The following is a 23612-nucleotide window of genomic DNA, read 5'->3' on the forward strand; positions in this document are numbered from 1 at the left end:
CGGCCGTAGCGGCCGCTGCGGCTGTGGGCGCGGACCGGGTGCCGCCGCCTCCTCACGGTCCCGGTGCCCGGGTACGGGTCACCCGAACCCGGGCACGACCATGGTCAGCCAGATCAGTGCCGGCACGGCGGCGGTCACCACGCCGCCGTAGATCATCAGCTGCCGGAAGAAGCGGTCCCTGTCGGTCTCTTCGGCGCTCGCCAGTACCAGCGCTCCGTTGGTGGAGAACGGGCTGACGTCGACGACGGTGGCGGACACCGACAGCGCGGCGACCATGCCGACGACTCCGATCTCGCCCTTCTCCAGGAACGGCACGACCAGCGGGATGAGTGCGCCGATGATGCCGGTGGACGATGCGAAGGCCGAGACGAACCCGCCGATGTAGCAGAACAGCAGCGCGGCGACCAGCGGGAGCGAGATGGCGGCGACGCCTTCGCCGGCCCATTCGATCGTGCCCATCTCGTCCAGGACGTTGACGTAGGTGAGCATGCCGCACACGAGGAGGACGGTCGGCCAGGCGATGCCGTTGATCGCCTTCTTGCTGTCGGCGGGCCAGATGACGGCGAGCACGACGGCCAGCGCGATGGCGGTCAGGCCCGCGTCGAGGTCGAAGCCGAGCACGGCGACCACGAGCAGGACGAGGCCGGTGAGCGTGGCCGCCCGTGCGGGGGTGAGGCGTTCGGCACCGTCGGGCACGCCGCCGGCTCCGCCGGAGCGGTCCGGGCCGGTGCTCTCGCGGGTCTGCGTCACCACTGCGGTGCCTGCGCCGCCGGCCGGTGCCCCTGCGGCGGCAGGGGCACCGGAGCCTCCGGAGGCGCCGCGCGTGCCGGGTGCGCCGCCGGTGCCTTGTGCGCCGCCGGTGCCCGGGCCGCCGCCCTCGTCCGCGGCGTCCTCCGCCCTGGTTCCACGCAGGCCCATGCCGCCGCAGGCGATGAAGATGACGGCGGCGATGACGAGGTTGACGACGAGGCTGGCGGCGAAGAGGGCGAGTTCGTTGCCGGGCAGGCCCTCCCTGGCGACGATGCTGTTGACCGTCGATCCGTAGATGCTGATGGGCGAGAAGCCGCCCGCCTGGGCTCCGTGCACGACGAGCGCGCCCATGAGCAGCGGGTGGATGCGGTACTTCGCCGCGAAGCCCATCGCGATGGGCGCGATGATGGCGACCGCCGCGGGGCTGACCGCGCCGATGGCGGTCAGCACGCCCGTGACCGCGAACATCACCCACGGGATGAGGACGATGCGGCCGCGCACCGCCTTGATCCCGGCGTGCACGAGCCAGTCGGTCGTGCCGTTGGCGCGGGCGATGGCGAAGAAGTAGGTGACGCCGACGAGGACGACGAAGAGGTCGCCGGGGAACCCGGCGAACACCTTCTCCGCGTCGAAGCCCGCTGCCAGCGTGCCGACGCCGAAGGCTGCCGCGAAGGCGAGGGCTCCCATGTTGACGGAGCGGGTCGTGGCGACGACGAAGATCACCGCCAGCACCAGGATCGATATGAGTTCGGCGGACATGAGGGCTCCCGTCCTTGGGCGCCGGAGGGCGGACAGCGGATCTGAGACGGCCAAAGTGGCGCAATGGCCAAGTGGCTGAACCAAAATCCCCGCCGATCTGCCGGGTGTCAATGCCTCGGGCAAAAATTGGCCCAGCCACTTGGCCACCGGGCCGTCAGGCCACTCAACTGCGGTGTTACGCTCCAGGCCAGGAAACTCAGGGGGCAGAGGGGGCCGCATGACCGACGACGCGCTGCGACCGATGACCCGTCCACGCCTGTACGAGCAGGTTCTGGACCGGTTGCGTGCCTACGCCGTCGATCACGAACTCAGCACCGGCGACCGCCTTCCGCCCGAGCGCGAACTCGCCCAGCGGCTGGGAGTGAGCCGCTCCTCCGTCAAGCAGGCCGTGGTCGTCCTCGAGGTGCAGGGGCTCGTCGAGACCCGTCACGGCGGCGGCACTTATCTGGTGCGCGACACACTCGATGCGGAGCCCGTCGAGCGGCTCGTGGAGCGCCGGAGGCGCCTGCCCGACGTGCTCGAGGCACGCGAGGCGCTGGAGACGAAGCTCGCCGAACTGGCGGCGGAGCGCCGCACCGACGAGGACGTCGAGGCGATGCGCACCGCTCTGCGTGCCATGGAGTCCGACATCTCGGCAGGGGGCCACGGCGTGGACGGCGACCGCCGCTTCCACGCGGCCGTCACCGCCGCCGGACACAGCACTCTGCTCGCGGAGTTCATGGGCTCGATCTCCGAGCCGGTCGCCGAGAGCCGCAACGAGTCGCTTCGCCAGCCCGGGCGCCCCACCCGCTCCCTTGAGCAGCACGCGCGCATCCTCGCCGCCATCGAGCGAGGCGACCCGAAGGGCGCGGCGGCGGCGATGCGCCGTCACGTGCGTACGGTGGCCAAGGTCCGCCTGCTGGAGTGGAATCCGGACGAGGACGGAAAGGGCGAGCCCGACCGCTGACGTCCGTCCGGGAAGCACCCGTCCCACCCCGCCCAACTCGACGCGCTGCCCGGCAGCTCGGACGTCGCCGTCGAACGTCCCCCGGAGCACTTCGCGCGCTCCCGGCCCCTCAGCCCAGCAGCGCCGGCCGCACCCGCTCCACCCAGCGTGTCTCCCGTTCGTAGGCGTGCGCCAGTCGCAGCAGCCCGAAGTCGCCGCGGTGCCTGCCGATGAGCTGGACGCCCATCGGCAGGCCGCCCTCGCCGAACCCGGCGGGCAGGGCGACCGCCGGCACCCCGGCCAGCGTCCACGGCACCACGGTCTCCATCCACCGGTGATAGGTGTCCATCTCCCGTCCGCCGACCCGTTCGGGCCAGCGGGCTTCCTTGTCGAACGGGAACACCTGCGCGGCCGGGGCGAGGACGTAGTCGTACTCCGCGAGGAACTCCGTCAGCGCCGCGAACCAGCGGTCCCGCGACTGCGCGGCGGCGGCGACGTCCAGCGCACTGAGCTCCAGCCCGCGCTCGATCTCCCAGACGGCCTCCGGCTTCATGCGTCCGCGCGTGTCCGGGTCCGAGTACAGGCCGTGGCGCTCCAGGTTCGCCAGCCCGCGCCAGGTCAGGAAAGTCCGCCAGATCTCCTCGGGCCCGAAGTCCGGCCGTGCCTCTGTGACTTCGCACCCCAGAGCCTCGAAGGCGGCGAAGGACGAACGGCACACCTCCAGCACACCGGGCTCCGTCGCCAGCCGGCCTCCCCAGTCGCCGACCCAGGCGACGCGCACGCCGCGGAAGTCGCCGCCCTCGAGGCTCTCCCGGAACCGTCCGCCCTCTTCGGCACCGCCCAGGGGTGCACCGCCGTCGGGCCCCGCCATGACGGACAGCAGCCACGCCAGATCCGTGACGGTGCGGGCCATGGGTCCAGCGGTGCCCAGCTGCGCGGAGAAGCCGGGCGTGGGCACCAGGCCCCAACTCGGGCGCATGCCCAGGACGTTGTTGAAGGCCGCGGGATTGCGCAGCGACCCCATGTAGTCGCTTCCGTCCGCCACCGGCAGCATCCGCAGCGCGAGCGCCGAGGCCGCGCCTCCGCTGCTCCCGCCGGCCGTCCGGGAGGGATCGTAGGCGTTCCCGGTGGCCCCCCAGACACTGTTGTACGTGTGCGAACCCAGCCCGAACTCGGGGGTGTTCGTCTTGCCGATCACCACCGCGCCCGCGTCCTTGAGCCGCTTGACGACCAGCGCGTCCTGCTGCGCCACGCGGTCCTCGTGCACCGGTGAACCCTCGGTCCAGGGCAGTCCGCCGGCCTCGGTCAGATCCTTCACGGCGTGCGGGAAGCCGTGCATCCAGCCCAAGTACCGGCCGCGTCGCAGCTGTTCGTCGCGTTCACGCGCCTGCCGCAGGGAGATCTCCGGGTCCTGCATGCCGACGATGGAGTTGACGTGCGGATTGACCGTGCTTATGTGCTCCAGGTACGCCTCCATGACCTCGACGCACGAGACCCGGCGCTCCGCTATGGCCCGGGACAGCTCGGTCGCGTCCCACGAAACGATCTCCCGCACAGTGCCTCCCGCTCCCCTCATCGCCGTTCCCTCCCGAGCCGACCGGTGCGCGCCGGGGCGGTCCCCGGCCGGCTCCGCGGCGCGGCACCATCTAACGGACGACCCCGCCCCGCAGCACCACGTGCCGCGGATCGTTCAGCACCCGTACGTCCGCACGCGGGTCCTCGGCGAAGACCAGGAGGTCCGCCGGCGCGCCCTCCTCCAGCCCCGGCCGCCCGAGCCAGCGACGCGCACCCCAGGTCGCCGCGGACAGCGCGTCGGCGGGCGGTATCCCGGCCGTGACCAGCTCCGCGACCTCCGCGGGAACGAGCCCGTGCGCCAGGGAACCGCCGGCGTCCGTGCCTGCGTAGACGGGGACGCCCGCGTCGAAGGCGGCGCGCACGGTCTCGTAGCGGCTCTCGTGAAGCCGGATCATGTGCTCCGACCAGCGCGGGTATTTGGTGCCGCCCTCCGCGAGCCGCGGGAACGTGGCGGTGTTGACGAGCGTGGGGACGATCGCGACCCCGCGCTCGGCGAAGAGGGGAACCGTCTCCTCGGTGAGTCCGGTCGCGTGCTCGATGCAGTCGATGCCCGCCTCGACCAGGTCACGGAGCGAATTCTCGGCGAAGCAGTGCGCGGTGACGCGTGCTCCCTCCTCGTGCGCCGCGGCGATGGCCTCCTCCAGCGCCCAGCGGGGCCAGCAGGGAGCGAGGTCGCCCTCGCCTCGGTCGATCCAGTCGCCCACGAGCTTCACCCAGCCGTCGCCGCGCCGGGCCTCGAGACGGACGTACGCCGCCAGGTCGCCGGGCTCGATCTCGTGGGCGTAGTTGCGGATGTAGCGCTTCGTACGGGCGATGTGCCGGCCGGCGCGGATGATGCGCGGCAGGTCCTCGCGGTCGTCGATCCACCGGGTGTCGGAGGGCGAGCCCGCGTCGCGGAGCAGCAGCGCACCGGCTTCCCGTTCGGTCAGCGCCTGCTTCTCGCTGGTGGCCTCGTCCACCGGGCCCTGCTGGTCGAGACCGACGTGGCAGTGCGCGTCGACGAGTCCGGGGAGGACCCAGCCCTCGGTGCTGAGGGTGTCCCGGCCGGTACCCGGGGGGCGCTCGTAGGTGACGCGTCCGTCCACCACCCACAGTTCGTCCCGTATGTCCTCGGGCCCTGCCAGCACGCGCCCCTTGATGTGGAGATTGCCGCGGTCGCTCATGCCCGCACCCTATGAGGACTCACGGGACTCCCTGCACCCGCCCGGCACGGGCAGTACGGTGGCACGCATGCACACGGTGATGATTGCTCGCGCGTCCGGAAGGGCCCGGAAGGAAAAGATGCGGCATCGGAGCCGTTGCGGGAGAATGCATTTTCGCAACTATTATCAGCGTAGCCGCCCGTATTCTTCTTCCCGATTTCCACTTCTTTAAACGCTGCGTTTTTTCACAGGTCACCGTGGCGAAATTCGGGCCCGCTTCGAGGTCGTTACCGCAATGTGACGGACTCCACAAGTGGCCCGGCCGGCACGGAAAAATGCGGAAATACCGGGACGGAACAAGGGCCCGGGCACACGTGTGCGCCTGCGCGCGATAACACACCATGCCCCGTCACGTAACCCCACCCCGCCGTGCGTTTTCGGATTCTGCTGGGTAAATTTAATACCCATGACCGCCGCACAAGCAGACCGTGCACGTGCCCGCAGTGATTTCCGGGAAATGCCGGAGGGGCTGACACTCGACGCTCCGCAACTCGAGGACGGAGCGGCGCTCTGGCGCATCGCTCGCGACTCGCGGACGCTCGACCTCAACTCCTCCTACAGCTACCTCCTGTGGTGTCGCGACTTCGCCGCCACCTCCGTGGTCGCACGTGACGAGGGCGGTGAGCCGGTCGGATTCATCACCGGCTACGTACGCCCCTCACACCCGCGCACGCTGGTCGTCTGGCAGGTGGCCGTCGACGAGTCGGCGCGCGGCCGCGGACTGGCGGCGGCGATGCTCGACGGGCTGGCCCTGCGCACGGCCCGGGAACTGGGGACCGACGGGATCGAGACCACCGTCACCCCGGACAACACTCCCTCCAACCGCCTCTTCACCTCCTTCGCGGAGCGCCACGGCGCGGCGACGGAGAAGGAGGTGCTCTTCGATGCCGGAGTGTTCCCGGAGAGCGGCCACGAGCCCGAGGTCCTCTACCGGATCGGCCCGTTGGCGTCCTTGAAGGACCCGGACCCGCTGACCGTGCACTGAGACTGCCGCGTTCCGCCGGCGCTTCGCGCCCCACAACTGAGAACCGCCCGCGATCCCTGCAGTCCCGCGATCCGACCCGCATCCGACCACTTCGACCGCACGCAACTCACTCCCAGGAGCACGCCGTGACCATCACGCAGCCCGACCTCAGTGTCTTCGAGACCGTCGAGTCGGAAGTACGCAGCTACTGCCGTGGCTGGCCCACGATCTTCGACCGGGCCCAGGGCTCACACATGTACGACGAGGACGGCCATACGTATCTGGACTTCTTCGCCGGAGCCGGAACGCTCAACTACGGCCACAACAACCCCGTGCTCAAACGCGCCCTGCTGGACTACCTGGAGCGTGACGGGGTCGTCCACGGCCTCGACATGAGCACCAGCGCCAAGCGTGCCTTCCTGGAGACCTTCCAGGAGAAGATCCTTCAGCCCCGCGGCTTGAACCACAAGGTGATGTTCCCCGGCCCGACGGGCACCAACGCCGTCGAGGCCGCGCTGAAGCTGGCCCGCAAGGTCAAGGAGCGCGAGTCCATCGTCTCCTTCACCAACGCCTTCCACGGCATGTCGCTGGGCTCGCTCGCCGTCACCGGCAACGCCTTCAAGCGCGCCGGTGCGGGCATCCCGCTCGTGCACGGCACGCCGATGCCCTTCGACGACTATCTGGGCGGCAGCACCGAGGACTTCGTCTGGTTCGAGCGGCTGCTGGAAGACCAGGGCTCCGGCCTCAACAAGCCGGCGGCCGTGATCGTCGAGACCGTGCAGGGCGAGGGCGGCATCAACGTCGCGCGCGCCGAGTGGCTGCGTGACCTCTCCGACCTGTGCGAGCGGCACGACATGCTGCTCATCGTCGACGACATCCAGATGGGCTGCGGCCGCACCGGCGCCTTCTTCTCCTTCGAGGAGGCGGGGATCAAGCCGGACATCATCACGCTGTCCAAGTCCATCGGCGGTTACGGGATGCCGCTGGCTCTCACCCTCTTCAAGCCCGAGCTGGACATCTGGGAGCCGGGCGAGCACAACGGCACCTTCCGCGGCAACAACCCCGCGTTCGTCACGGCCACGGCCGCGTTCGAGACGTACTGGACCGATGACCAGACGGAGAAGCAGACTCTCTCCCGAGGTGAGCAGGTCGAGACGGTTTTGCGGGCGATTTCGGAGGAACACAGCGAAGACGTCGCCGACTTCCGTGGGCGCGGGCTGGTATGGGGACTGGAGTTCCACGACAAGGACCGTGCGAACGCCGTCGCCAAGCGGTGCTTCGAGCTCGGGCTCCTCATCGAGACCTCGGGCCCGCAGAGCGAGGTCGTGAAGCTGCTTCCGGCTCTCACGATCACTGCCGAGGAGCTCGACGAGGGCCTTCGTGTGCTGGCCAGGGCGGTGCGCGAGACCGCGTAACTGCTTCGCTCACGGCCCGCCCCGGTTGCGTCCGGGGCGGGCCGACCCCGTAATGAATAGAGAAAGGTACGCCACAACATGATTGTTCGTTCGTTCAAGGACATCGAGGACACCGACCGTCACATCAAGTCCGCATCCGGCACCTGGGAAAGCAAGCGGATCGTGCTGGCGAAGGAGCGTGTGGGCTTCTCCCTGCACGAGACCGTGCTGTACGCGGGTACCGAGACTTCGATGTGGTACGCAAACCACGTCGAAGCCGTACTGTGCGTAGAGGGCGAGTCCGAACTCACCAACGATGAGACCGGTGAGAAGCATCTGATCACCCCCGGCACCATGTATCTGCTCGACGGGCACGAGAAGCACACAATGCGTCCCATTACCGACTTCCGGTGCATCTGTGTCTTCAATCCGCCCGTGACGGGCCGGGAGGATCACGACGAGAACGGCGTCTACCCGCTTCTCACCGAGCCTGACGACTGAGCCGCAGAGCTCGGCCGGTACAGGCCAGTACGGCGGCTTCTGCCGTCCGCGCTAAGGCCGCTCGCCCACCGAACAGGGCCGTACGAGAGGAGAGGAAGGCAACACCATGACCACCGCACCCGAGCGCACCGCCGACCTGTACCCGACTCGCGGAGCCACCGAGGTGGCCACCCCAAGGATGGACCCCGTCGTGTGGTCCGAACCGGGTACGCCGGGGCCCATCGAGGCCGCGGTTCTGGCGGAATACGAGCGGGACGGGTTCCTTGCGATCGACCAGCTCATCACTCCCGATGAGGTCGACATGTACAGCAGGGAACTGGAACGGCTCACCACGGATGCGGAGATCCGTGCCGACGAGCGCTCGATCATCGAGCCGAAGTCGGATGAGATCCGGACCGTGTTCGAGGTGCACAAGATCAGCGAGGTCTTCGCCGACCTGGTGCGGGACCCGCGGGTCGTGGGCCGGGCGCGACAGATCCTGGGCTCGGACGTCTACGTCCACCAGTCCCGGATCAACGTCAAGCCGGGCTTCGGTGCCACTGGTTTCTACTGGCACTCCGACTTCGAGACCTGGCACGCGGAAGACGGTCTTCCGGCGATGCGGACCGTGTCGGTCTCGATCGCACTGACCCGGAACTACGACACCAACGGCGGCCTGATGATCATGCCGGGGTCACACAAGACCTTCCTCGGCTGCGCGGGCGAGACGCCGAAGGACAACTACAAGCAGTCGCTGCAGATGCAGAACGCGGGCACACCGTCCGACGAGGCCCTGGCCAAGTTCGCCGACGCGCACGGCATCAAGCTCTTCACGGGCGAAGCCGGTTCGGCCACCTGGTTCGACTGCAACTGCATGCACGGAAGCGGTGACAACATCACTCCGTACCCGCGGAGCAACGTGTTCATCGTCTTCAACAGCGTGGAGAACGAGGCCGTGGAGCCGTTCGCGGCACCGGTCCGCCGTCCCGAGTTCATCGGAGCGCGCGACTTCACGCCCGTGAGGTGACGCGGCAACTGCCGCGCTGAGCCCGGTGGATGAGGGGGGAGGCCGCATGACGGCCTCCCCCCTTTTCCGGCCGGGCGCCTTCCGGTGCGATCCCCCTGCACCACCGTCCGGGAGCCCGACCGAGGGAGAGAGCCGAGCGCATGGCCGGCACCACCGCCGCCTACCAGGCAGACGAGGGCGGTCCGCTCGACGTCGACCGCGCCTTCTACGACAGGGTCGCCGCCGGGTCCCGTGAACCCGTCGAGCGCTTCACCGTCCCCATACGCTCCGGGCGCGCGTGGGAAGTTCCGGCGGGGCACCTGTGCCGCCTGGTCACGGTCGACGGCCCGCAGGTCGCGGACCTCAACGTGTGGAACCGCCACGATCCGCGCGAGCGGCTTTGGGCCTCCCGCACACGGCAGTTGCAGCGCGCGCACGTGAGCGTGTACGACCGGCTGTGGTCCACCCTGCCGTTCCTGCGTCCGCTGCTGACCGTCACCGCGGACACGCTGGCCTCCTACGGGCGCGACGCCGAGGGCGGCAGGGTGCACGACCTGCTGGGCACGCGCTGCGATCCGTACGTCAACCGCATGCTGAGCGGCGAGGACTTCGACTTCCACTGCCACTCGAACCTGGTGCGGGCCGTACTCCCCTACGGGCTCACCGAGTTCGACGTGCACGACGTGCTGAACGTCTTCCAGTGCACCGGACTCAACGACGACGACCAGTACTTCATGAAGGACTGCCCGGCCCGCCCGGGCGACCACTTCGAGTTCTTCGCAGAGATCGACCTGCTGTGCGCGCTGTCGACGTGTCCGGGCGGCGATCTGTCCGTGCCCATGTGGGGGCCCGGCTCCGACGTGGACCCCGTGGAGTTCTGCCATCCGGTCGGCGTGGAGGTCCACCGCGCCGACCCCGCCCTGCTGACCGGCTGGACGCCGCCGGAGCCGGCCGCGTACCGCGGCATGCACGGCATGACCCTCCCGGGATGGCGCCCCTGAGCGCCCGTGCCGTGGCCGCTGACGCCCCGAGTCCGGGCGCCGGGCTCCTCCTGTGCGCCGCGCAGTTGAAGGACGTCCGGGCGGACTCGGGGGCGTGCGGCTCCCGTTGGGGGTGGCGCCTGTCTCCCCGTGCCGTTCAGCTCTCCCTGCGGCCGTCCACCCTGCGGGGCAGGCCCAGAGGGTTCGCGTCACGCAGCTCGGGCGGCAGCAGCGCCTCCGGCGCGTCCTGGTAGGCGACGGGGCGCAGCCAGCGTTCGATGGCCGTGGCCCCGACGGACGTCGACGTGGACGTCGTGGCCGGGTACGGGCCGCCGTGGTGCTGCGCGGGAGCGACGGCCACGCCCGTGGGCCAGCCGTTGACGAGGACGCGGCCCGCCAGCGGCGTCAGCGTGGCGAGCAGCCGCGCGCCCCGACCGCCGTCGCCCGCAGCCTCGGCTGCACTGAGGTGCAGCGTGGCGGTGAGGTTGCCGGGCAGCCTGGAGAGCACCGAGGCGACCTCGTCGTCGTCCCGGTAACGCGCGACGACGGTGACGGGGCCGAAGCACTCCTCCAGGAGCACCTCGTACTGCTGCTGTCCGAGCTTCTCCGCCGGGACGGTGAGGAACCCGGCGCCGACCGACTGCTCGTCGTCACCCGCGCCGGCGAGCACGGGGGCCTCCACGCCGTCCAGTTCCGTGCGGGCCTTGACCCCGTCGAGGAACGCCTCCCGCATCCTGCCGTCCAGCAGCGGACCCTGCGCGGCCTTGCTCACCGCGCCCCGCAGCGCCTCCAGCATGCGGTCGCCGGCCTCGCCCTCGGGTGCGAGCACGAAGCCGGGCTTGGTGCAGAACTGGCCGGTGCCCATCGTCATCGACCCGGCGAGCCCCTCACCGATCTCCTCCGGGCGCTCGTCGGCGGCGGCGCCGGTGATGACGACAGGGTTGAGGGAGCCCAGTTCGCCGTGGAAGGGAATGGGGGTGGGACGGGAGGAGGCGGCGTCGAAGAGGGCGCGCCCGCCCCGTACGGAACCGGTGAAGCCGACCGCCGAGACCAGCGGGTGCTTGACGAGTTCGACACCGGCCTCGAAGCCGTGCACGACGCTCAGCACGTCCTCGGGCAGTCCCACCTCTGCGGCGGCGCGGCGCAGCGCAGCGCCGGTCAGCTCGGACGTCGCCGGGTGGTCCGGGTGCGCCTTGACGACGACGGGGCAGCCCGCCGCGAGGGCGCTCGCGGTGTCGCCTCCGGGCACGGAGAAGGCCAGCGGGAAGTTGGACGCCGCATAGACCGCCACGACACCCAGCGGAATCTTGTAGCGGCGCAGGTCGGGACAGGGGGGCGTCGCGTCGGCGTCCTTGTGGTTGATGGTGACGCCGAGGTACGCGCCGTCCTCGATCTCGTCGGCAAAGGCACGCAACTGCGCCTGGGTGCGGGCCAGTTCGCCGGTCAGCCGGGGGCGTCCCAGCGCGGTCTCGGCGTCCGCGGTGGCGATGATCTCCTCGCTCGCCGCGTCGAGCTGCCCGGCGGCCTCGCGGAGCAGCGCCGCACGCACGGTGCGGTCGGCGAACGGCTCCCTGGCGGCGTGCGCGGCCCTGACGGCCGCGTCCACCTCACCGGCCGTGGCCTCCGTGCCGACCTGTTCGCGCTGCTTTCCGGTCCGGGGGTCGACGCTCCACACTGGTGCTGCTGCCACGGCGGTCTCCTCCTGCCACGTGCCTGTCTCCGCAGAGACGTCGTTCGATATGCTGAACATCATCTCTGTCAGTGAACCTGCCGGGGAGCCTATGAGCGCCGCAACAAAGGGGTCAAGGACGATGTCAGCTGGCGAGACGGGTGCATCGCAGGTCAAGTCCGCCGTGCGCACTGTGGAGCTGCTCGAGTACTTCGCGGGGCGGCCCGGGATGCACTCCCTCGCCGATGTCCAGGAAGCCGTCGGGTACCCCAAGTCCAGCCTCTACATGCTGCTTCGCACCCTCGTCGACCTCGGCTGGGTGGAGACGGACTCCACCGGCACACGCTACGGCATCGGCGTTCGCGCCCTGCTGGTCGGCACCTCCTACATCGACGGCGACGAGGCGGTGGCGGCTGCCCGTCCGACCCTCGACCGGCTCTCCGACGACACCACGGAGACCATCCACATGGCGCGGCTCGACGGCACGAACGTCGTCTACCTCGCCACCCGCCAGTCCCAGCACTATCTGCGTCCGTTCACCCGGGTCGGGCGGCGGCTGCCGGCGCACTCGACGTCCCTGGGCAAGGCGCTGCTCGCGACGTACGACGACGAGCAGGTGCGCAAGATGCTGCCGGAGACGCTTCCCTCGCTCACCGACAACACCCTCACCGACCGCGAGGCGCTGATCGAGGAACTCGCCCTGGTCCGGGAGCAGGGCTATGCCGTCGACCGGGAGGAGAACACGCTGGGCCTGCGCTGCTTCGGCGTCGCCATCCCCTACCGGACACCCGCGCGGGACGCCATCAGCTGCTCGGTCCCGGTGGCCAGGCTCACGCCCGCGCACGAGCAGATGATCAAGGACGCGCTGTTCGACGCCCGCGACCGGCTCACCCTGGCGACGCGGCGTCTTTGAACCCGCCGCCGCGCCGGCCGCCGTTCGGGCCGCGGTACCGGGGAGCCGCGCCGCATGCAGGACGTAACGTGGGCGTATGGCTGAGCTGTTGCACATCACGGAGCGTTCCTCGTGGGAGGCCGCACGCGCCGCCGGCACGTACGAGATGTCCACGCGTGGCCGCACCCTGGAGGAGGTCGGCTTCATCCACTGCTCGCTGAGGCATCAACTGCCGCAGGTGGCCGAGATGTTGTACAGCGACATCGACCCGTCGGCCCTGGTGGTGCTCGTCATCGACAGCGAGCGACTCACGGCGCCGGTACGCTTCGAGCCGCCCGAGCCGGCAGCCCCGAACGCGGGCGGGGAGGACGGCGAGGGCGCCCGGGGCGGCGGCACGGCAGAAGAATTCCCGCACATCTACGGGCCGTTGCCCGTCCCGGCGGTCGTCGCCGAGGAGCCGTGGCACGGGAACTCCCCCACGGCGTAGGGACGTTGGGCGTGTCCGCGGGGCGATGAGCCCGTACGGCCGCGGCGCACCGGCGCCCCTCCACGCCGTGCGGCGGCGCGGCCGTACGGGCTACGGCCGGCCCCGTGGGGGGCCGGCCCTTCTCAGGAGGCCGCGGCCCCCGCCGCCCCGGCGGCCCCCTTCTGGACGGGCTGCACCGCGCACCGGTCGGAGAACCCCTGGCCGACGAGTCCGAGTGCGGCGTTCATGCGGGAGCGGTGGTTCTCGACGGCCACGATCGCCGCCAGCTCGACGAAGGCCTTCTCCCCCAGCCTGCCGATCAGCTCCTCGGTCATGGCGTCGGTCACCGCCGGCTCGGTCTCCGTCATCGCCTCGGCGAACTCCATGACGAGCAGCTCCAGTTCGCCGAACCGCTCCCGGTGCTCACGCCAGGCCGGGACGTACCGGATCTTCTCCATCGGCAGGCCCAGGTCGTCCGCCAGCCAGTACCCGAAGTCCATGCACCAGGTGCAGCCGATGCGGGAGGCCGAGACCATCTCGGCGAGATGCTTGAGACCGGGGTCAAGGTCACGCCACTTCGCCACGCGGGACTCGTACAGGGCGACGGCGCCGAGCACCCTCGGGTTGTGCCCTGCGGCCCTCAGCGGGTCCATGATCGCTCCGTACTTGCGGCGCGAGTACCACTCGGCGATGCGCAGCATGGGGCCGCGCGGCGGATCGAGCGAGATGCGTGCCATGTGCGGTGCTCCTTCGTCCCTGGGTTCGCTGTGTCGGTGTCGGACCGCGGACTCCGGCCCGGCCGACACCACTACGACGGGACAGGGCGCGCGGATGTGACACGCGCCGGTGGGTCACCCGGGCGGACCCGCCTCGCCGAGTGCGCGCAGCGCTTCCTTCACGGCTGCGAGGTCGGCGTCCGGGGCGAGGCCGGCATGGTAGAGCCGCAGCTCGTGTGCACCCAGTTCACGGGCGTGCGCCGCGTCGGCGGCAAGGCTGTGCGGGGAGCCGCCCATGCCGGAGACCACGGTGAAGTTCGCGGCGACGGTGAACCCGGCGGTCCGCCCGGAGCCACGGCCGGTGCCCGTGGCCGCGGCGGCGCCGCCGGTGGTGGCGCCTGCCGTGGCCACGGCGGCGAACGGGCCGATGGCGCCGGTGCGTTCGGCGGCGCCGCCTGAGCAGGGAACGACCACTCCGTCCGTCTCCGCCGCCGCGTCGGCGGGAGCCGTGCCCGCGTTCGCGCCGAGGCGGTGCGGGGCGGGATCGGCGTGCAGCATCACCCTGAAGTCCCCGTCCGTACGCGTTCGTGCCGCCGCCTCCCGCACCGCCGCGACGGCCTCACGGCGCAGCCGCCGCGCGGCCGCGTCGCGCCACGAGGCGCACGCCGCCGCCGTCTCCGGCCCCAGCAGTTCACTCACACGGGCCCACTCCCCCTCCCGGTCCTGCTCCGCTCCTGCGGGCTGCGCCTCGGCTCCGGCGCCTCTCCAGGCGGGTTCCAACGCGCCGCGCACACGGAAGCGCAACTCGTCCGGATCGGCACCGAGCGCGGCGTACCCGTCACGGCACACCTCGCAGAAGCACAGCGACATCAGGTACTGGCCCGCGCCGCTCAGCCGTACTCCCCCGGTCTTGTCGTGCGCGTGCAGGTGCGCCAGCCCGTACCAGCCGCACGACTCCAGTTCCGTACCCTCGGTGCGGGGCCGCACCGCGGCCTCGGCGGCCAAGTCGACGAGGTATTCGCGCACTTCGGGGCGCGCGATGCAGGGCGCCCAGGGGTAGCGGTCGCCGTAGGCGTTGCGGACGGTGATCCGCCGGTGCTCCTCGCCGAGACGCGAGTTGTGGGCCATCACGACCCACGAGTGCACCTCCAGACCTGCCTCGCTCAGGGCACGCGCGGCCTCCCCGTAGGGGCCGCCGGGATCACCGCCGTCCACCCAGTCCTGCTCGTACGGGCGCAGCCGGCGGCCGCTCCAGCGGTCCGGGCCGGGCGGGTAGAGCACCGCGGAGTGCCGCGCCGTGACGACGCGGTGGCGTGGATGGCGCGGCGTGAGGGCGCGCACGGAGTGGTAGGCGGAGGCGAGGGTGACCTGGCGGATGCCGAGGGCGGCGAGGCGCCGCGGCGCGTCGGGGTCGCCCACGACGTCCCAGGGGTAGACGAAGGCACCGGCACGCATCAGCGGCGCCCGCCGCCGCGGGGAGACGCGGCTCCGCCGCCGGAACCGCCGCCGGAGCCGCCGGGAGAGCTGCCCGGGGGCCCCTCTCCGGAGACCAACGCGAGCCCGTGCTCGATCAGTCGGGCCAGCTCCTCCACATGGGCCGCGGCGGGTTCCGACAGCGGCGGCCGCACCTGGCCCACGTCCAGGCCGCGCAGCCTCACTCCTGCTTTCACCAGCGAGACGGCATAGCCGCGTCCGCAGTCGCGCAGTTCGACGAGGGGGCGGAAGAAGCCGTCGAGCAGACAGCCCACGCGGGCGTCGTCACCGGTGGTGAGGGCCCGGTGGAAGTCGAGGGCGATTTCGGGGGCGAAGCAGAAGACCGCGGACGAGTAGAGGGTCACGCCCAGGCTCCGGTAGGCGAGGCCGGTCTGCTCGGCGGTGGGCAGTCCGTTGAAGTAGCGGAACCGGCCCGCGACTTCGGCCGGGACCTCGCTGCGGACCGTGCTGATGATCCGCTGCATCAGATCGAGGTCGCCGTGGCCGTCCTTGAGCCCGGCGATGCCGGGTGTACGCGCGAGTCGCGCGACAGTGGACGGGGCGAAGACCGCGTTGTCGCGCTGGTAGACGATGACGTCCAGAGCGGTGGCGGACGCCAGCGCGGTGTAGTGCCTCAGCAGGCCCTCCTGCGAGGGAACGACGAGATAGGGCGGCATCGCCAGCAGACCGTCCGCCCCGGCCTCCTCCGCGAGCGACGCGAACTGGCAGGCGAGCGCCGTGCCGTAGCCCGCGCCGGCGACGACCGGCACCTCGCCGCGCGCCTCCTCGACGGCGACGGCCACGCAGTCGCGGAACTCCTGCGGGGTCAGCGCGTGGAACTCACCGGTGCCGCAGCAGGCGAAGACGGCTCCGGCACCGGCGTCCAGGCCGCCGCGCACGTGCGTGCGGAACGCGTCGAGGTCGAGCGCGCCGTCCTTCCCGTACGCGGTGACGGGAAAGAACAGCAGCCCGTCGAGCCGCGCGGACAGCGAGCGTGCCTCGCGGGCGGAAGCCCCCGGGGAGGAGGACGGCGAGGACGAGGACGGTGTGGTCATTGCGCGCTCCTGCTCAGGGCGGCACGGAAGCGAGCCGGGGCAGCGCGTCGCACCACTTCGACAACCGTGCACGTTTCTGATCTGTGTCTACATTTCTGAACTAAACGGTAGGCCAGGCCGCGCAGCACGGTCAAGCACGGCGATCACAGCCCACAATGCCGAGTGTCAACGGGGAAAGACCGACGACGCACACCTCCCCCGACCCGTTCGCCCGATCCTTGACGACCCAGCCACCGCATCCATAGCTTGTCTCCATATATGAACCACGTCTATGGACGGATATCCTGCCGATGCCCGCCCCTCGCACCGTCCTCCTCACCGGCGCCGCAGGCGGCCTCGGCACCCTGATGCGCGGCCTCCTTCCCCGGTACGGATACCGGCTGCGCCTGTTCGACCTGCGTCCCGTGGACGGCGAGCCCGACGCCGTCACCGCGGACCTCACCGACGCGGCCGCACTGCGCGAGGCCGTGCGCGGCGTCGACGCGATCATCCACCTCGCGGGCATCTCGCTGGAGGCTTCGTTCGAGAAGATCCTGCACTCCAACATCGAAGGCACGTACCGGCTCTACGAGGCCGCTCGCGAAGAGGGCGTCCCCCGCGTGGTGTTCGCCTCCTCCAACCACGCCGTCGGCTTCACGCCGCGCCCGGCCGACGGCGGTCCGCTGATTCCGGTGGACACTCCGCACCGGCCCGACACCTACTACGGCCTCTCCAAGTCCTTCGGGGAGGACCTCGCGCAGCTCTACTGGGACCTGCACGCCGTCGAGACCGTCTCCGTGCGCATCGGTTCCTGCTTCCCCGAACCGACCTCCGTGCGGATGCTCTCGCTGTGGCTGAGCCCGGCCGACGGGGCCCGTCTCTTCCACGCCGCCCTGACGGCAACGGACGTCGGCCACACAGTGGTCTACGGCTCCTCCGCCAACACCCGCCTGTGGTGGGACCTTTCGGGCGCCCGCGCGCTCGGGTACGAGCCGCAGGACGACTCCGAGCCGTACGCCGCCGAACTCATCGCAAAGCAGGGGCAACCGGACCCGGAGAGCCCCGAACACGCCCGTCTCGGGGGGCACTTCTGCACGCAGCCGCCCATCTGGCCGCACTGAGGCCGACGTCGGAGGGCATGATGGACCCGAACCGATCACGCAGGACCGCTCACGGGGAGGGCCCACATGAACTTCGCCGCAGACACCGATCCGGAATCCGCACTCTCGGGCCTCGTGGACTCGGGGCTGCTCAGCTGGCTGATCCTCGGCCTGATCGCCGGCACCATCGCCAAGGTCATCCTCCCCGGACGCGATCCGGGCGGTCTGCTCGGCACCATACTCATCGGCATCGCCGGAGCGTTCATCGGCGGCTGGCTCTCCTCCACGTTCCTCGACCGCTCCGTGGACCACGACTTCGTGGATCCGGCGCTGTGGCTCTCGGCCATCGCCGGATCGCTCGTACTCCTCATCGGGTACCGGATCTTCTTCGGCCACTCCCGGGAACGCCGGCGCTGAGGACCACGGGCCGGGCCGTGGAGCCCGCCATCCCGGGTCCGCCGCCGGATCATGTGCGCGTTCCTCAGCCGCCCCACCCCTTCCCCGTACGCTCCTCGAACCCATCGGTCCTGGGCGGCAGTACGGGTATGTAGCCGGAGTCGAGCAGCCGGGGGAGGAAGTCGCGCAGGGCGGTGACGGTCTGCGAGCGGTCTCCGCCGCCGTCGTGGGAGAGCAGGATGGAGCCCGGCTGTACGGACTTCAGGACGGTCGAGGTGATCTTCCGCGCGCCGGGCTCCTCCCAGTCGCACGTGTCGACGGACCAGCCCAGCGGGCTCATGCCGAGCGAGGCCGATATCCCGAGGGCCCGCCTGTCCCAGTCGCCGAACGGCGCGCGTGCCAGAACGGGCGCCGTACCCACCGCCTCGTCGATGACGTCGCAGGTGCGGGCGAGTTGACGGCGTATCTCGGCGGTGCGCATCCGCGTCAGCTGCGGGTGGCTCCAGGAGTGGTTGGCTATCAGGTGGCCGCCGTCGGCCATGGCGTTCAGCAGCCAGGTGTGGGCCGCCGCTTCTCTGCCTATGACGCAGAACGTGGCCTGCACGCCCCAGCGTCGCAGCGCGTCCAGCACCTGTGGCGTGTACTCGGGATCGGGTCCGTCGTCGAAGGTGAGGGCTATCTCGCGCTCTTCGGAGCCCAGCGTGTAGGCGACGGAGGTGCTTCCCCGCACCTGGGAGTGGATCTGTCCGGCCTCGGGCCGCAACCGGTAGGAATGCGGCTGCGTCACGGCCTGCCGGTGCCGGAGCGTGTGCCGGGCACCCTTCGCGTCGGCGCCGGCGCCGGATGCCCCGGGGGAACCGGAGCCTGTGACTGCGGCATGCGCGCGGTTCGCGACGCAGGCCCCGGCTATGAGCATCCCGCCGAGGAAGACGCGTCTGGTGCGCGCGCTCGTGAGTGATTCGGAAGTCATGCGGGACGTACTGCCACGCCGGAGCGTGGTCACACATACCCGGACAGTGACACCACCCGTATGCCCCACACAGCTTCCGCCTGCGGCGCAAGCCCGTCTGCTAATGAGGCGGCGCCGGGCATCCCTCCCGGTCCAGAGCCGCACGGGCCATCGAGCGGGCGCGGGCGACGGGGTCCGGCATGACCTGCAGCCCGTTCAGCACCGTCGCACCCTCGTGCAGCAGGACGAGTTCCTCGGCGAGCCGGTCCGGCTCACGAGCCCCCGCCTCCGCCGCCAGCTCCCGCAGGAACGTACGCAGCCAGCGCTTCTGCCCGCTGATCACCTTCCGGCCGGGGTGCTGCGGATCAGGCAGTTCGGCGGCCGCGTTGACGAAGCCGCAGCCGCGAGGGTTCTCCCGCCGCATCCACTCCTCCAGGGCGTCGAAGGTGGCGAGGACGCGCTCGGGCGCGCTCGCCCCGGCTCTCGCGGCGACCCGCCCGGCGAGCCACTCCCGCCATCGCTCGTCGCGCGCCCGCAGGTACGCCCCGACAAGGGCCTCCTTGGAGCCGAAACGGTCGTAGAGCGTCTTCTTGGTGACACCGGCCTCCTTGGCGATCAGATCGACGCCGACAGCCGTGATGCCGCGTGAGTAGAACAGCCGTGCCGCCGCCTGAAGGATCTTCCGGGCGCCGGGCGTGAGGCCGGCACCGGCCGTCGCCTCCGTCATCGCTTCGCCTCCGCCACTTGCGATAAACCGATCGGTTTAGTTCACTCTATACCCGACGAGGTAGACAGATCTGTTTACCTCGTCGGCCGCCGACGGGCGCGGTTCACTGAGCGAGCAGGGAGCGAACGATGCCGACGACCATGCGCACCCACCTCGTGGCGACAGGGCTCGTCGTGATGTGGAGTTCGGGGTTCATCGGTGCCGAACTCGGCACGCGCGAGGCATCGGCGGACACCCTCCTGATGTGGCGTTTCGTCGTCGCCGCCACGCTGCTCGCGGCCGCCGCGCCCGTGCTGCGGCGCAGGCGGACGGCGACGGAGGCAGCGGCAGGGCACAAGCGCCGCGGCCGCCTTCCGGACATACCGGGCGGGGGCGCCCGGCTGCCGCTGCGCGCACTGGGCGAGCAGTCGGTGATCGGCCTGCTCTCCCAGGGCGTCTACCTCGGCGCGACCGTCTGGGCGGTGGGACTGGGCGTCCCCGCCGGAACGTCCGCGCTCATAGCGGCACTTCAGCCGCTCGCCGCCGGCGCCCTCGCGGGCCGGCTGCTCGGGGAGAGGGTCACCGGCCGCCAGTGGGCGGGGCTCGTCCTCGGCCTGGCGGGGGTCGCCGCCGTCGTGCGGGACGACCTCGGCTCGGCGTCCGCCGCGCCGGCCCCCGCCTACCTCCTCCCGTTCGCCGGGATGGCGGGCCTTCTGGCCGCCAGCTTCCTGGAAGGCCGGGCCCGCCACCAGGTCGGCGCCGCCGAAGCCCTTCCGGTGCACTGCGCGGTGAGCGCGGCTCTCTTCACGGGGCTCGCCGCCTGTGCCGGCGACGGGCACCTGGTTCCGCCGCTCACCACGGCGTTCTGGCTGGCCGTGGCCTGGGTGGTGGCGTTCTCCACGTTCGGCGGTTACGGCTTCTACTGGCTGAGCCTGCGGGACAGCGGCGTCACCCGCACGAGTGCGCTGATCTACCTGACGCCTCCCACGACGGTCGTGTGGGCGTACGTGATGTTCGGCGACGCCCCGGGCGGTATCGCGGTCGCCGGAATGGCGGTGGCGCTGGCCGGGGTGTTGGTCGCGCTGCGTTCCCCCGCCCCGCGAAGGCACGGCCGCTCGCCCGGCCCGCTGAGCCCGCCGTGTTCCCGACCGGCCGCGCGCGCGGAACGGGAGGCACCGGAACGTCCGGCAAAGGAACCGCAAAGCACGGCCGCTCGTTACGACCGGCATGACGGCAATGACTCCCGGCTCGAACCTCCCGCTCAGCACGGCCCAGGTGGCGATTGAGGTGACCGCACCCTCCCGCCTGGACGTATCGGCGCTGCTCCTCGGCGAGAACGGAAAGGTCCGCTCCGACGAAGACTTCGTCTTCTACAACCAGCCGGCCGCTCCCGGCGTGACCCACAGCGGCGGCGCCGCCGACACCATCACCGTCGACACCGACAAGGTGCCGGCCGATGTGCACAAGGTCGTGGTCACCGCGAGCCCCGACGCCCCCGGAACGTCCTTCGCGGGCGTGGAGCCGACCGCCACCGTCCGCGACGCCTCCACGCGGGACGTGGTCGCCACGTTCACCCCGCCCTCGCTCGGCAGCGAGACGGCGCTCGTCGTGGTCGAGGTCTACCGGCGCGGCAACGCCTGGAAGGTGCGCGCGGTCGGCCAGGGCTACGCCAACGGACTGGGCGGTATCGCAACGGACTTCGGCGTCAACGTCGAGGAGCCCGCCGCCCCCGCTGCCACACCCGCGCCGGCTCCCACGCCCCAGGCGCCTCCGCCCGCGGCGGCCCCCCAGGCGGTCCCGGCGCCGCCACCCACTCCGGCGGCGCCCGCCGCCCCGGCGGCCGGTGCGGGCAAGATCAACCTGGACAAGGGCAAGGTGAGCCTCCAGAAGAACCAGACCGTCTCGCTCACCAAGGGCGGCCGTCCCATGCTCAGCAGCGTCCGCATGGGCCTGGGCTGGGAGCCCGTCTTCCGTGCGGGCGGCCGCGCGAAGGACATCGACCTCGACGCCTCCGTCATCGCCTACGACGCCAACCGCAAGAAGGTCGACGCCTGTTACTTCGGCAAGCTCGCCATCCTCAACGGGGTCGTGCAGCACTCCGGCGACAACCTCACCGGAGAGGGCAGCGGCGACGACGAAGCGATCACCGTCCACCTCGGCGACCTCCCGCCGCAGGTGACCGGCCTCGTCTTCACGGTCAACTCCTTCTCGGGCCAGAAGTTCACCGACGTGGCCAAGGCGTACTGCCGTCTCCTCGACGCCGCCTCCGGCCAGGAGCTGGTCCGCTTCGACCTCAGCAACGCCGAGCCGCGCACCGGGGTTCTGATGTGCAAGCTCGTGCGGCAGTTCTCGGGCGAGTGGGACATGACGGCGCTCGGCGAGTACGTCGACTCCCGCACGGTCCGCGGAATGGTCAAGCCGGGTGGCGCCGCGCTCTGACCATTAGCACAGCCGATCCGGGGTACCGCGAGGACAGGGACGCACGAGTGCGCACACGTCCCGCGGGACTCCGGTCGGCCGTGCCCCGCGCCCCCTCCGTTCGCGCTCGTGCACAGGCACCGAAGCAGCCGAAGGAGGCGCTCACATGGCCATCGCCACGGTGAATCCGGCCACGGGCGAGACCCTGAAGACGTTCGAACCGCTCGACGCGGGCGAAATCGAGGAGCGGGTCTCCAGGGCGGACCGCGCCTTCCGCGAACACCGCCTCACACCCTTCGCGGAGAGGGCCGCGCTGATGCACCGGGCGGCAGACCTGCTGAAGGCGGACCAGGACGCCGTCGCCCGCACGATGACGACCGAGATGGGCAAGCCGCTCGCCGCGGCCCGGGCCGAGGCGGCCAAGTGCGTCAAGGCGATGCGCTGGTACGCGCAGAACGCCGAGGCGCAGCTCGCCGACGAGCATCCGGCCCCCGCGGACGTGGAGGACTCGGGTGCGTCCCGAGCTTTCGTGCGCTACCGGCCGCTGGGCACGATCCTGGCGGTCATGCCCTGGAACTTCCCGCTCTGGCAGGTCGTGCGTTTCGCTGCGCCCGCCCTCATGGCCGGCAACACCGGGCTGCTCAAGCACGCGTCGAACGTGCCGCAGACCGCCCTGTACATCGAGGAGCTCTTCCGCCGCGCCGGCTTCACCGAGGGCGCCTTCCAGACCCTCCTCGTGGGTTCGGACGCGGTCGCGGGGCTGCTCCGCGACGAGCGGATCGTGGCCGCCACCCTCACGGGCAGCGAGCCCGCGGGGCGTTCCGTCGCCTCGATCGCGGGCGACGAGATCAAGAAGACGGTGCTGGAGCTCGGCGGCAGCGACCCCTATGTGGTGCTGCCCTCGGCGGATCTGGAGAAGGCCGTACGCACCGCCGTCACGGCCCGCGTGCAGAACGCCGGGCAGTCGTGCATCGCCGCCAAGCGCTTCATCGTGCACACGGACGTCTACGACACCTTCACGGCACGGTTCGTCGAGCGCATGTCGGCGCTGAAGGTCGGCGACCCCATGGCCGAGGACACCGACGTCGGTCCGCTCTCCAGCGCACAGGGGCGCTCCGATCTGGAGGAGCTCGTCGACGACGCCACGAACCGGGGTGCCACCGCACTGTGCGGCGGCGGACGTCCGCTGCACCTGCCCGAGGGCTGGTTCTACGAGCCGACCGTGCTCACCGGTATCACCGAGGAGATGAGGATCCATCGCGAGGAGACCTTCGGCCCGGTCGCGACCGTGTACCGCGTGGACGGTCTGGACGAGGCGGTCGAGCTTGCCAACGACACGTCGTTCGGGCTCAGTTCCAACGCCTGGACGCGGGACGCCGCCGAGCAGGAGCGGCTCACACGCGATCTGCAGGCAGGCGGCGTGTTCTTCAACGGCATGACGGCCTCGCACCCGGGCCTGCCCTTCGGAGGCGTGAAGCGCTCCGGCTACGGGCGGGAGCTCGCCGGGCACGGCATCCGCGAGTTCTGCAACGCGACCACGGTCTGGTTCGGTCCGGAGGAGTGACACGGGAAGAACGACAACGGTGACGACCCGGTCTGCGAGAGGCGGACCGGGGAGGCAGCACGCCGGGTCCGGAGGGGGCCGGGCGAGCCGGCCGCACGCCGCCTCCGCGGCGGACGGGGCCGCTCGCCCGGCCTCCGCCGTACGGGCCCGGCAGGGCAACGAGGCAAGGGATCCGGCGGGGCCCGGTCCGGGCC

22 protein-coding genes are annotated in these 23612 nt (G+C 71.0%); 13 read left to right on the forward strand and 9 right to left on the reverse strand.

What is annotated here, in order from left to right:
* Positions 1–78 precede the first annotated feature (78 nt).
* The gene (locus tag EV375_RS04595; protein ID WP_130298306.1) at positions 79–1509 is read right to left on the reverse strand and encodes an SLC13 family permease; all 1431 of its coding nucleotides are present in this window, start codon (positions 1507–1509) and stop codon (positions 79–81) included.
* A gap of 217 nt (positions 1510–1726) precedes the next feature.
* Here EV375_RS04595 and EV375_RS04600 point away from each other — a divergent pair, with 217 nt between their 5' ends.
* Positions 1727–2455, forward strand: coding sequence for a FadR/GntR family transcriptional regulator (locus EV375_RS04600; RefSeq protein ID WP_130298307.1), 729 nt, complete (start codon positions 1727–1729; stop codon positions 2453–2455).
* Between the two features lie 109 nt (positions 2456–2564).
* On the opposite strand, the gene EV375_RS04605 is transcribed toward EV375_RS04600, so the two are convergent.
* Together EV375_RS04605 and EV375_RS04610 are read right to left on the reverse strand one after the other, a co-directional pair.
* Positions 2565–4010, reverse strand: coding sequence for an amidase (locus EV375_RS04605; RefSeq protein ID WP_130298308.1), 1446 nt, complete (start codon positions 4008–4010; stop codon positions 2565–2567).
* A 70-nt stretch (positions 4011–4080) separates the two neighbouring features.
* A complete protein-coding gene (locus EV375_RS04610) occupies positions 4081–5172 on the reverse strand; it encodes an amidohydrolase family protein (RefSeq protein ID WP_130298309.1) in 1092 nt (363 codons plus the stop codon).
* A 445-nt stretch (positions 5173–5617) separates the two neighbouring features.
* Here EV375_RS04610 and ectA point away from each other — a divergent pair, with 445 nt between their 5' ends.
* The 5 genes from ectA (at position 5618) to EV375_RS04635 (ending at position 10056) form a co-directional block, all read left to right on the forward strand.
* Positions 5618–6196 carry a diaminobutyrate acetyltransferase gene (gene ectA, locus EV375_RS04615; RefSeq protein WP_486588282.1) on the forward strand — a complete coding sequence of 193 codons (579 nt, stop codon included), beginning with the start codon at positions 5618–5620 and terminating at the stop codon, positions 6194–6196.
* Between the two features lie 125 nt (positions 6197–6321).
* Positions 6322–7590, forward strand: a complete 1269-nt coding sequence (gene ectB, locus EV375_RS04620) for a diaminobutyrate--2-oxoglutarate transaminase (protein ID WP_130298310.1) — start codon at positions 6322–6324, stop codon at positions 7588–7590.
* Positions 7591–7668: 78 nt separating this feature from the next.
* Positions 7669–8070 (forward strand): ectoine synthase, encoded by a 402-nt coding sequence (locus EV375_RS04625; protein ID WP_055485358.1) that lies wholly within the window; start codon positions 7669–7671, stop codon positions 8068–8070.
* Between the two features lie 106 nt (positions 8071–8176).
* Positions 8177–9076: an ectoine hydroxylase gene (thpD, locus tag EV375_RS04630; RefSeq protein WP_130298311.1), complete on the forward strand. Its 900-nt coding sequence runs from the start codon at positions 8177–8179 to the stop codon at positions 9074–9076.
* 140 nt (positions 9077–9216) lie between these two features.
* Positions 9217–10056 (forward strand): DUF1989 domain-containing protein, encoded by an 840-nt coding sequence (locus tag EV375_RS04635; RefSeq protein ID WP_130298312.1) that lies wholly within the window; start codon positions 9217–9219, stop codon positions 10054–10056.
* Between the two features lie 136 nt (positions 10057–10192).
* Here EV375_RS04635 and EV375_RS04640 read toward each other — a convergent pair whose 3' ends face one another.
* The gene (locus EV375_RS04640) at positions 10193–11710 is read right to left on the reverse strand and encodes an aldehyde dehydrogenase (NADP(+)) (protein ID WP_130301605.1); all 1518 of its coding nucleotides are present in this window, start codon (positions 11708–11710) and stop codon (positions 10193–10195) included.
* A 136-nt stretch (positions 11711–11846) separates the two neighbouring features.
* Between EV375_RS04640 and EV375_RS04645 the strand changes: the two genes are divergently transcribed.
* Complete coding sequence (locus EV375_RS04645) at positions 11847–12617, forward strand: IclR family transcriptional regulator (RefSeq protein WP_130298313.1); 771 nt, start codon at positions 11847–11849, stop codon at positions 12615–12617.
* A 76-nt stretch (positions 12618–12693) separates the two neighbouring features.
* Positions 12694–13083 carry a DUF952 domain-containing protein gene (locus tag EV375_RS04650; RefSeq protein WP_130298314.1) on the forward strand — a complete coding sequence of 130 codons (390 nt, stop codon included), beginning with the start codon at positions 12694–12696 and terminating at the stop codon, positions 13081–13083.
* Positions 13084–13205: 122 nt separating this feature from the next.
* Here the strand turns inward: EV375_RS04650 and EV375_RS04655 are convergent, their stop codons facing one another.
* From EV375_RS04655 to EV375_RS04665, 3 genes are all read right to left on the reverse strand, one after another.
* Positions 13206–13799, reverse strand: coding sequence for a carboxymuconolactone decarboxylase family protein (locus EV375_RS04655; protein WP_130298315.1), 594 nt, complete (start codon positions 13797–13799; stop codon positions 13206–13208).
* Between the two features lie 114 nt (positions 13800–13913).
* The gene (locus tag EV375_RS04660) at positions 13914–15233 is read right to left on the reverse strand and encodes a hypothetical protein (RefSeq protein ID WP_130298316.1); all 1320 of its coding nucleotides are present in this window, start codon (positions 15231–15233) and stop codon (positions 13914–13916) included.
* Positions 15233–16306 (reverse strand): 5-dehydro-4-deoxyglucarate dehydratase, encoded by a 1074-nt coding sequence (locus tag EV375_RS04665; protein ID WP_130298317.1) that lies wholly within the window; start codon positions 16304–16306, stop codon positions 15233–15235. The genes EV375_RS04660 and EV375_RS04665 overlap by 1 nt, the downstream gene beginning before the upstream one ends.
* Positions 16307–16596: 290 nt before the next feature.
* On the opposite strand from EV375_RS04665, the gene EV375_RS04670 reads away from it, so the two are divergent.
* Both EV375_RS04670 and EV375_RS04675 read left to right on the forward strand, forming a co-directional pair.
* Positions 16597–17406 (forward strand): NAD-dependent epimerase/dehydratase family protein, encoded by an 810-nt coding sequence (locus tag EV375_RS04670; RefSeq protein ID WP_130298318.1) that lies wholly within the window; start codon positions 16597–16599, stop codon positions 17404–17406.
* A 66-nt stretch (positions 17407–17472) separates the two neighbouring features.
* Positions 17473–17802 carry a GlsB/YeaQ/YmgE family stress response membrane protein gene (locus EV375_RS04675; protein WP_055485366.1) on the forward strand — a complete coding sequence of 110 codons (330 nt, stop codon included), beginning with the start codon at positions 17473–17475 and terminating at the stop codon, positions 17800–17802.
* 64 nt (positions 17803–17866) lie between these two features.
* On the opposite strand, the gene EV375_RS04680 is transcribed toward EV375_RS04675, so the two are convergent.
* Complete coding sequence (locus EV375_RS04680; protein ID WP_130298319.1) at positions 17867–18751, reverse strand: polysaccharide deacetylase family protein; 885 nt, start codon at positions 18749–18751, stop codon at positions 17867–17869.
* Between the two features lie 100 nt (positions 18752–18851).
* Positions 18852–19457, reverse strand: coding sequence for a TetR/AcrR family transcriptional regulator (locus EV375_RS04685; RefSeq protein WP_130298320.1), 606 nt, complete (start codon positions 19455–19457; stop codon positions 18852–18854).
* A 128-nt stretch (positions 19458–19585) separates the two neighbouring features.
* On the opposite strand from EV375_RS04685, the gene EV375_RS04690 reads away from it, so the two are divergent.
* From EV375_RS04690 to EV375_RS04700, 3 genes are all read left to right on the forward strand, one after another.
* Entirely contained in the window at positions 19586–20722 is a 1137-nt protein-coding gene (locus EV375_RS04690) for an EamA family transporter (RefSeq protein WP_130298321.1), read from the forward strand.
* Positions 20673–21875, forward strand: coding sequence for a TerD family protein (locus EV375_RS04695; protein ID WP_130301606.1), 1203 nt, complete (start codon positions 20673–20675; stop codon positions 21873–21875). The genes EV375_RS04690 and EV375_RS04695 overlap by 50 nt, the downstream gene beginning before the upstream one ends.
* Positions 21876–22020: 145 nt before the next feature.
* Positions 22021–23418 carry an NADP-dependent succinic semialdehyde dehydrogenase gene (locus tag EV375_RS04700; protein ID WP_130298322.1) on the forward strand — a complete coding sequence of 466 codons (1398 nt, stop codon included), beginning with the start codon at positions 22021–22023 and terminating at the stop codon, positions 23416–23418.
* The last annotated feature ends 194 nt before the right edge of the window (positions 23419–23612 follow it).

The sequence above is a fragment of the Streptomyces sp. CNZ301 genome, from assembly GCF_004217425.1.

Bases quoted from the DNA above. Each gene is read 5' to 3' on its own strand.
- EV375_RS04670 (WP_130298318.1), top strand. From the start codon at position 16,597: ATGCCCGCCCCTCGCACCGTCCTCCTCACCGGCGCCGCAGGCGGCCTC.
- EV375_RS04695 (WP_130301606.1), top strand. From the start codon at position 20,673: ATGACTCCCGGCTCGAACCTCCCGCTCAGCACGGCCCAGGTGGCGATT.
- EV375_RS04665 (WP_130298317.1), bottom strand. From the start codon at position 16,306: ATGACCACACCGTCCTCGTCCTCGCCGTCCTCCTCCCCGGGGGCTTCC.
- EV375_RS04595 (WP_130298306.1), bottom strand. From the start codon at position 1,509: ATGTCCGCCGAACTCATATCGATCCTGGTGCTGGCGGTGATCTTCGTC.
- EV375_RS04685 (WP_130298320.1), bottom strand. From the start codon at position 19,457: ATGACGGAGGCGACGGCCGGTGCCGGCCTCACGCCCGGCGCCCGGAAG.
- ectA (WP_486588282.1), top strand. From the start codon at position 5,618: ATGACCGCCGCACAAGCAGACCGTGCACGTGCCCGCAGTGATTTCCGG.
- thpD (WP_130298311.1), top strand. From the start codon at position 8,177: ATGACCACCGCACCCGAGCGCACCGCCGACCTGTACCCGACTCGCGGA.
- EV375_RS04600 (WP_130298307.1), top strand. From the start codon at position 1,727: ATGACCGACGACGCGCTGCGACCGATGACCCGTCCACGCCTGTACGAG.
- EV375_RS04675 (WP_055485366.1), top strand. From the start codon at position 17,473: ATGAACTTCGCCGCAGACACCGATCCGGAATCCGCACTCTCGGGCCTC.
- EV375_RS04700 (WP_130298322.1), top strand. From the start codon at position 22,021: ATGGCCATCGCCACGGTGAATCCGGCCACGGGCGAGACCCTGAAGACG.
- EV375_RS04680 (WP_130298319.1), bottom strand. From the start codon at position 18,751: ATGACTTCCGAATCACTCACGAGCGCGCGCACCAGACGCGTCTTCCTC.
- EV375_RS04625 (WP_055485358.1), top strand. From the start codon at position 7,669: ATGATTGTTCGTTCGTTCAAGGACATCGAGGACACCGACCGTCACATC.
- EV375_RS04610 (WP_130298309.1), bottom strand. From the start codon at position 5,172: ATGAGCGACCGCGGCAATCTCCACATCAAGGGGCGCGTGCTGGCAGGG.
- EV375_RS04635 (WP_130298312.1), top strand. From the start codon at position 9,217: ATGGCCGGCACCACCGCCGCCTACCAGGCAGACGAGGGCGGTCCGCTC.
- EV375_RS04660 (WP_130298316.1), bottom strand. From the start codon at position 15,233: ATGCGTGCCGGTGCCTTCGTCTACCCCTGGGACGTCGTGGGCGACCCC.
- EV375_RS04645 (WP_130298313.1), top strand. From the start codon at position 11,847: ATGTCAGCTGGCGAGACGGGTGCATCGCAGGTCAAGTCCGCCGTGCGC.
- EV375_RS04650 (WP_130298314.1), top strand. From the start codon at position 12,694: ATGGCTGAGCTGTTGCACATCACGGAGCGTTCCTCGTGGGAGGCCGCA.
- EV375_RS04655 (WP_130298315.1), bottom strand. From the start codon at position 13,799: ATGGCACGCATCTCGCTCGATCCGCCGCGCGGCCCCATGCTGCGCATC.
- EV375_RS04690 (WP_130298321.1), top strand. From the start codon at position 19,586: ATGCCGACGACCATGCGCACCCACCTCGTGGCGACAGGGCTCGTCGTG.
- EV375_RS04605 (WP_130298308.1), bottom strand. From the start codon at position 4,010: ATGAGGGGAGCGGGAGGCACTGTGCGGGAGATCGTTTCGTGGGACGCG.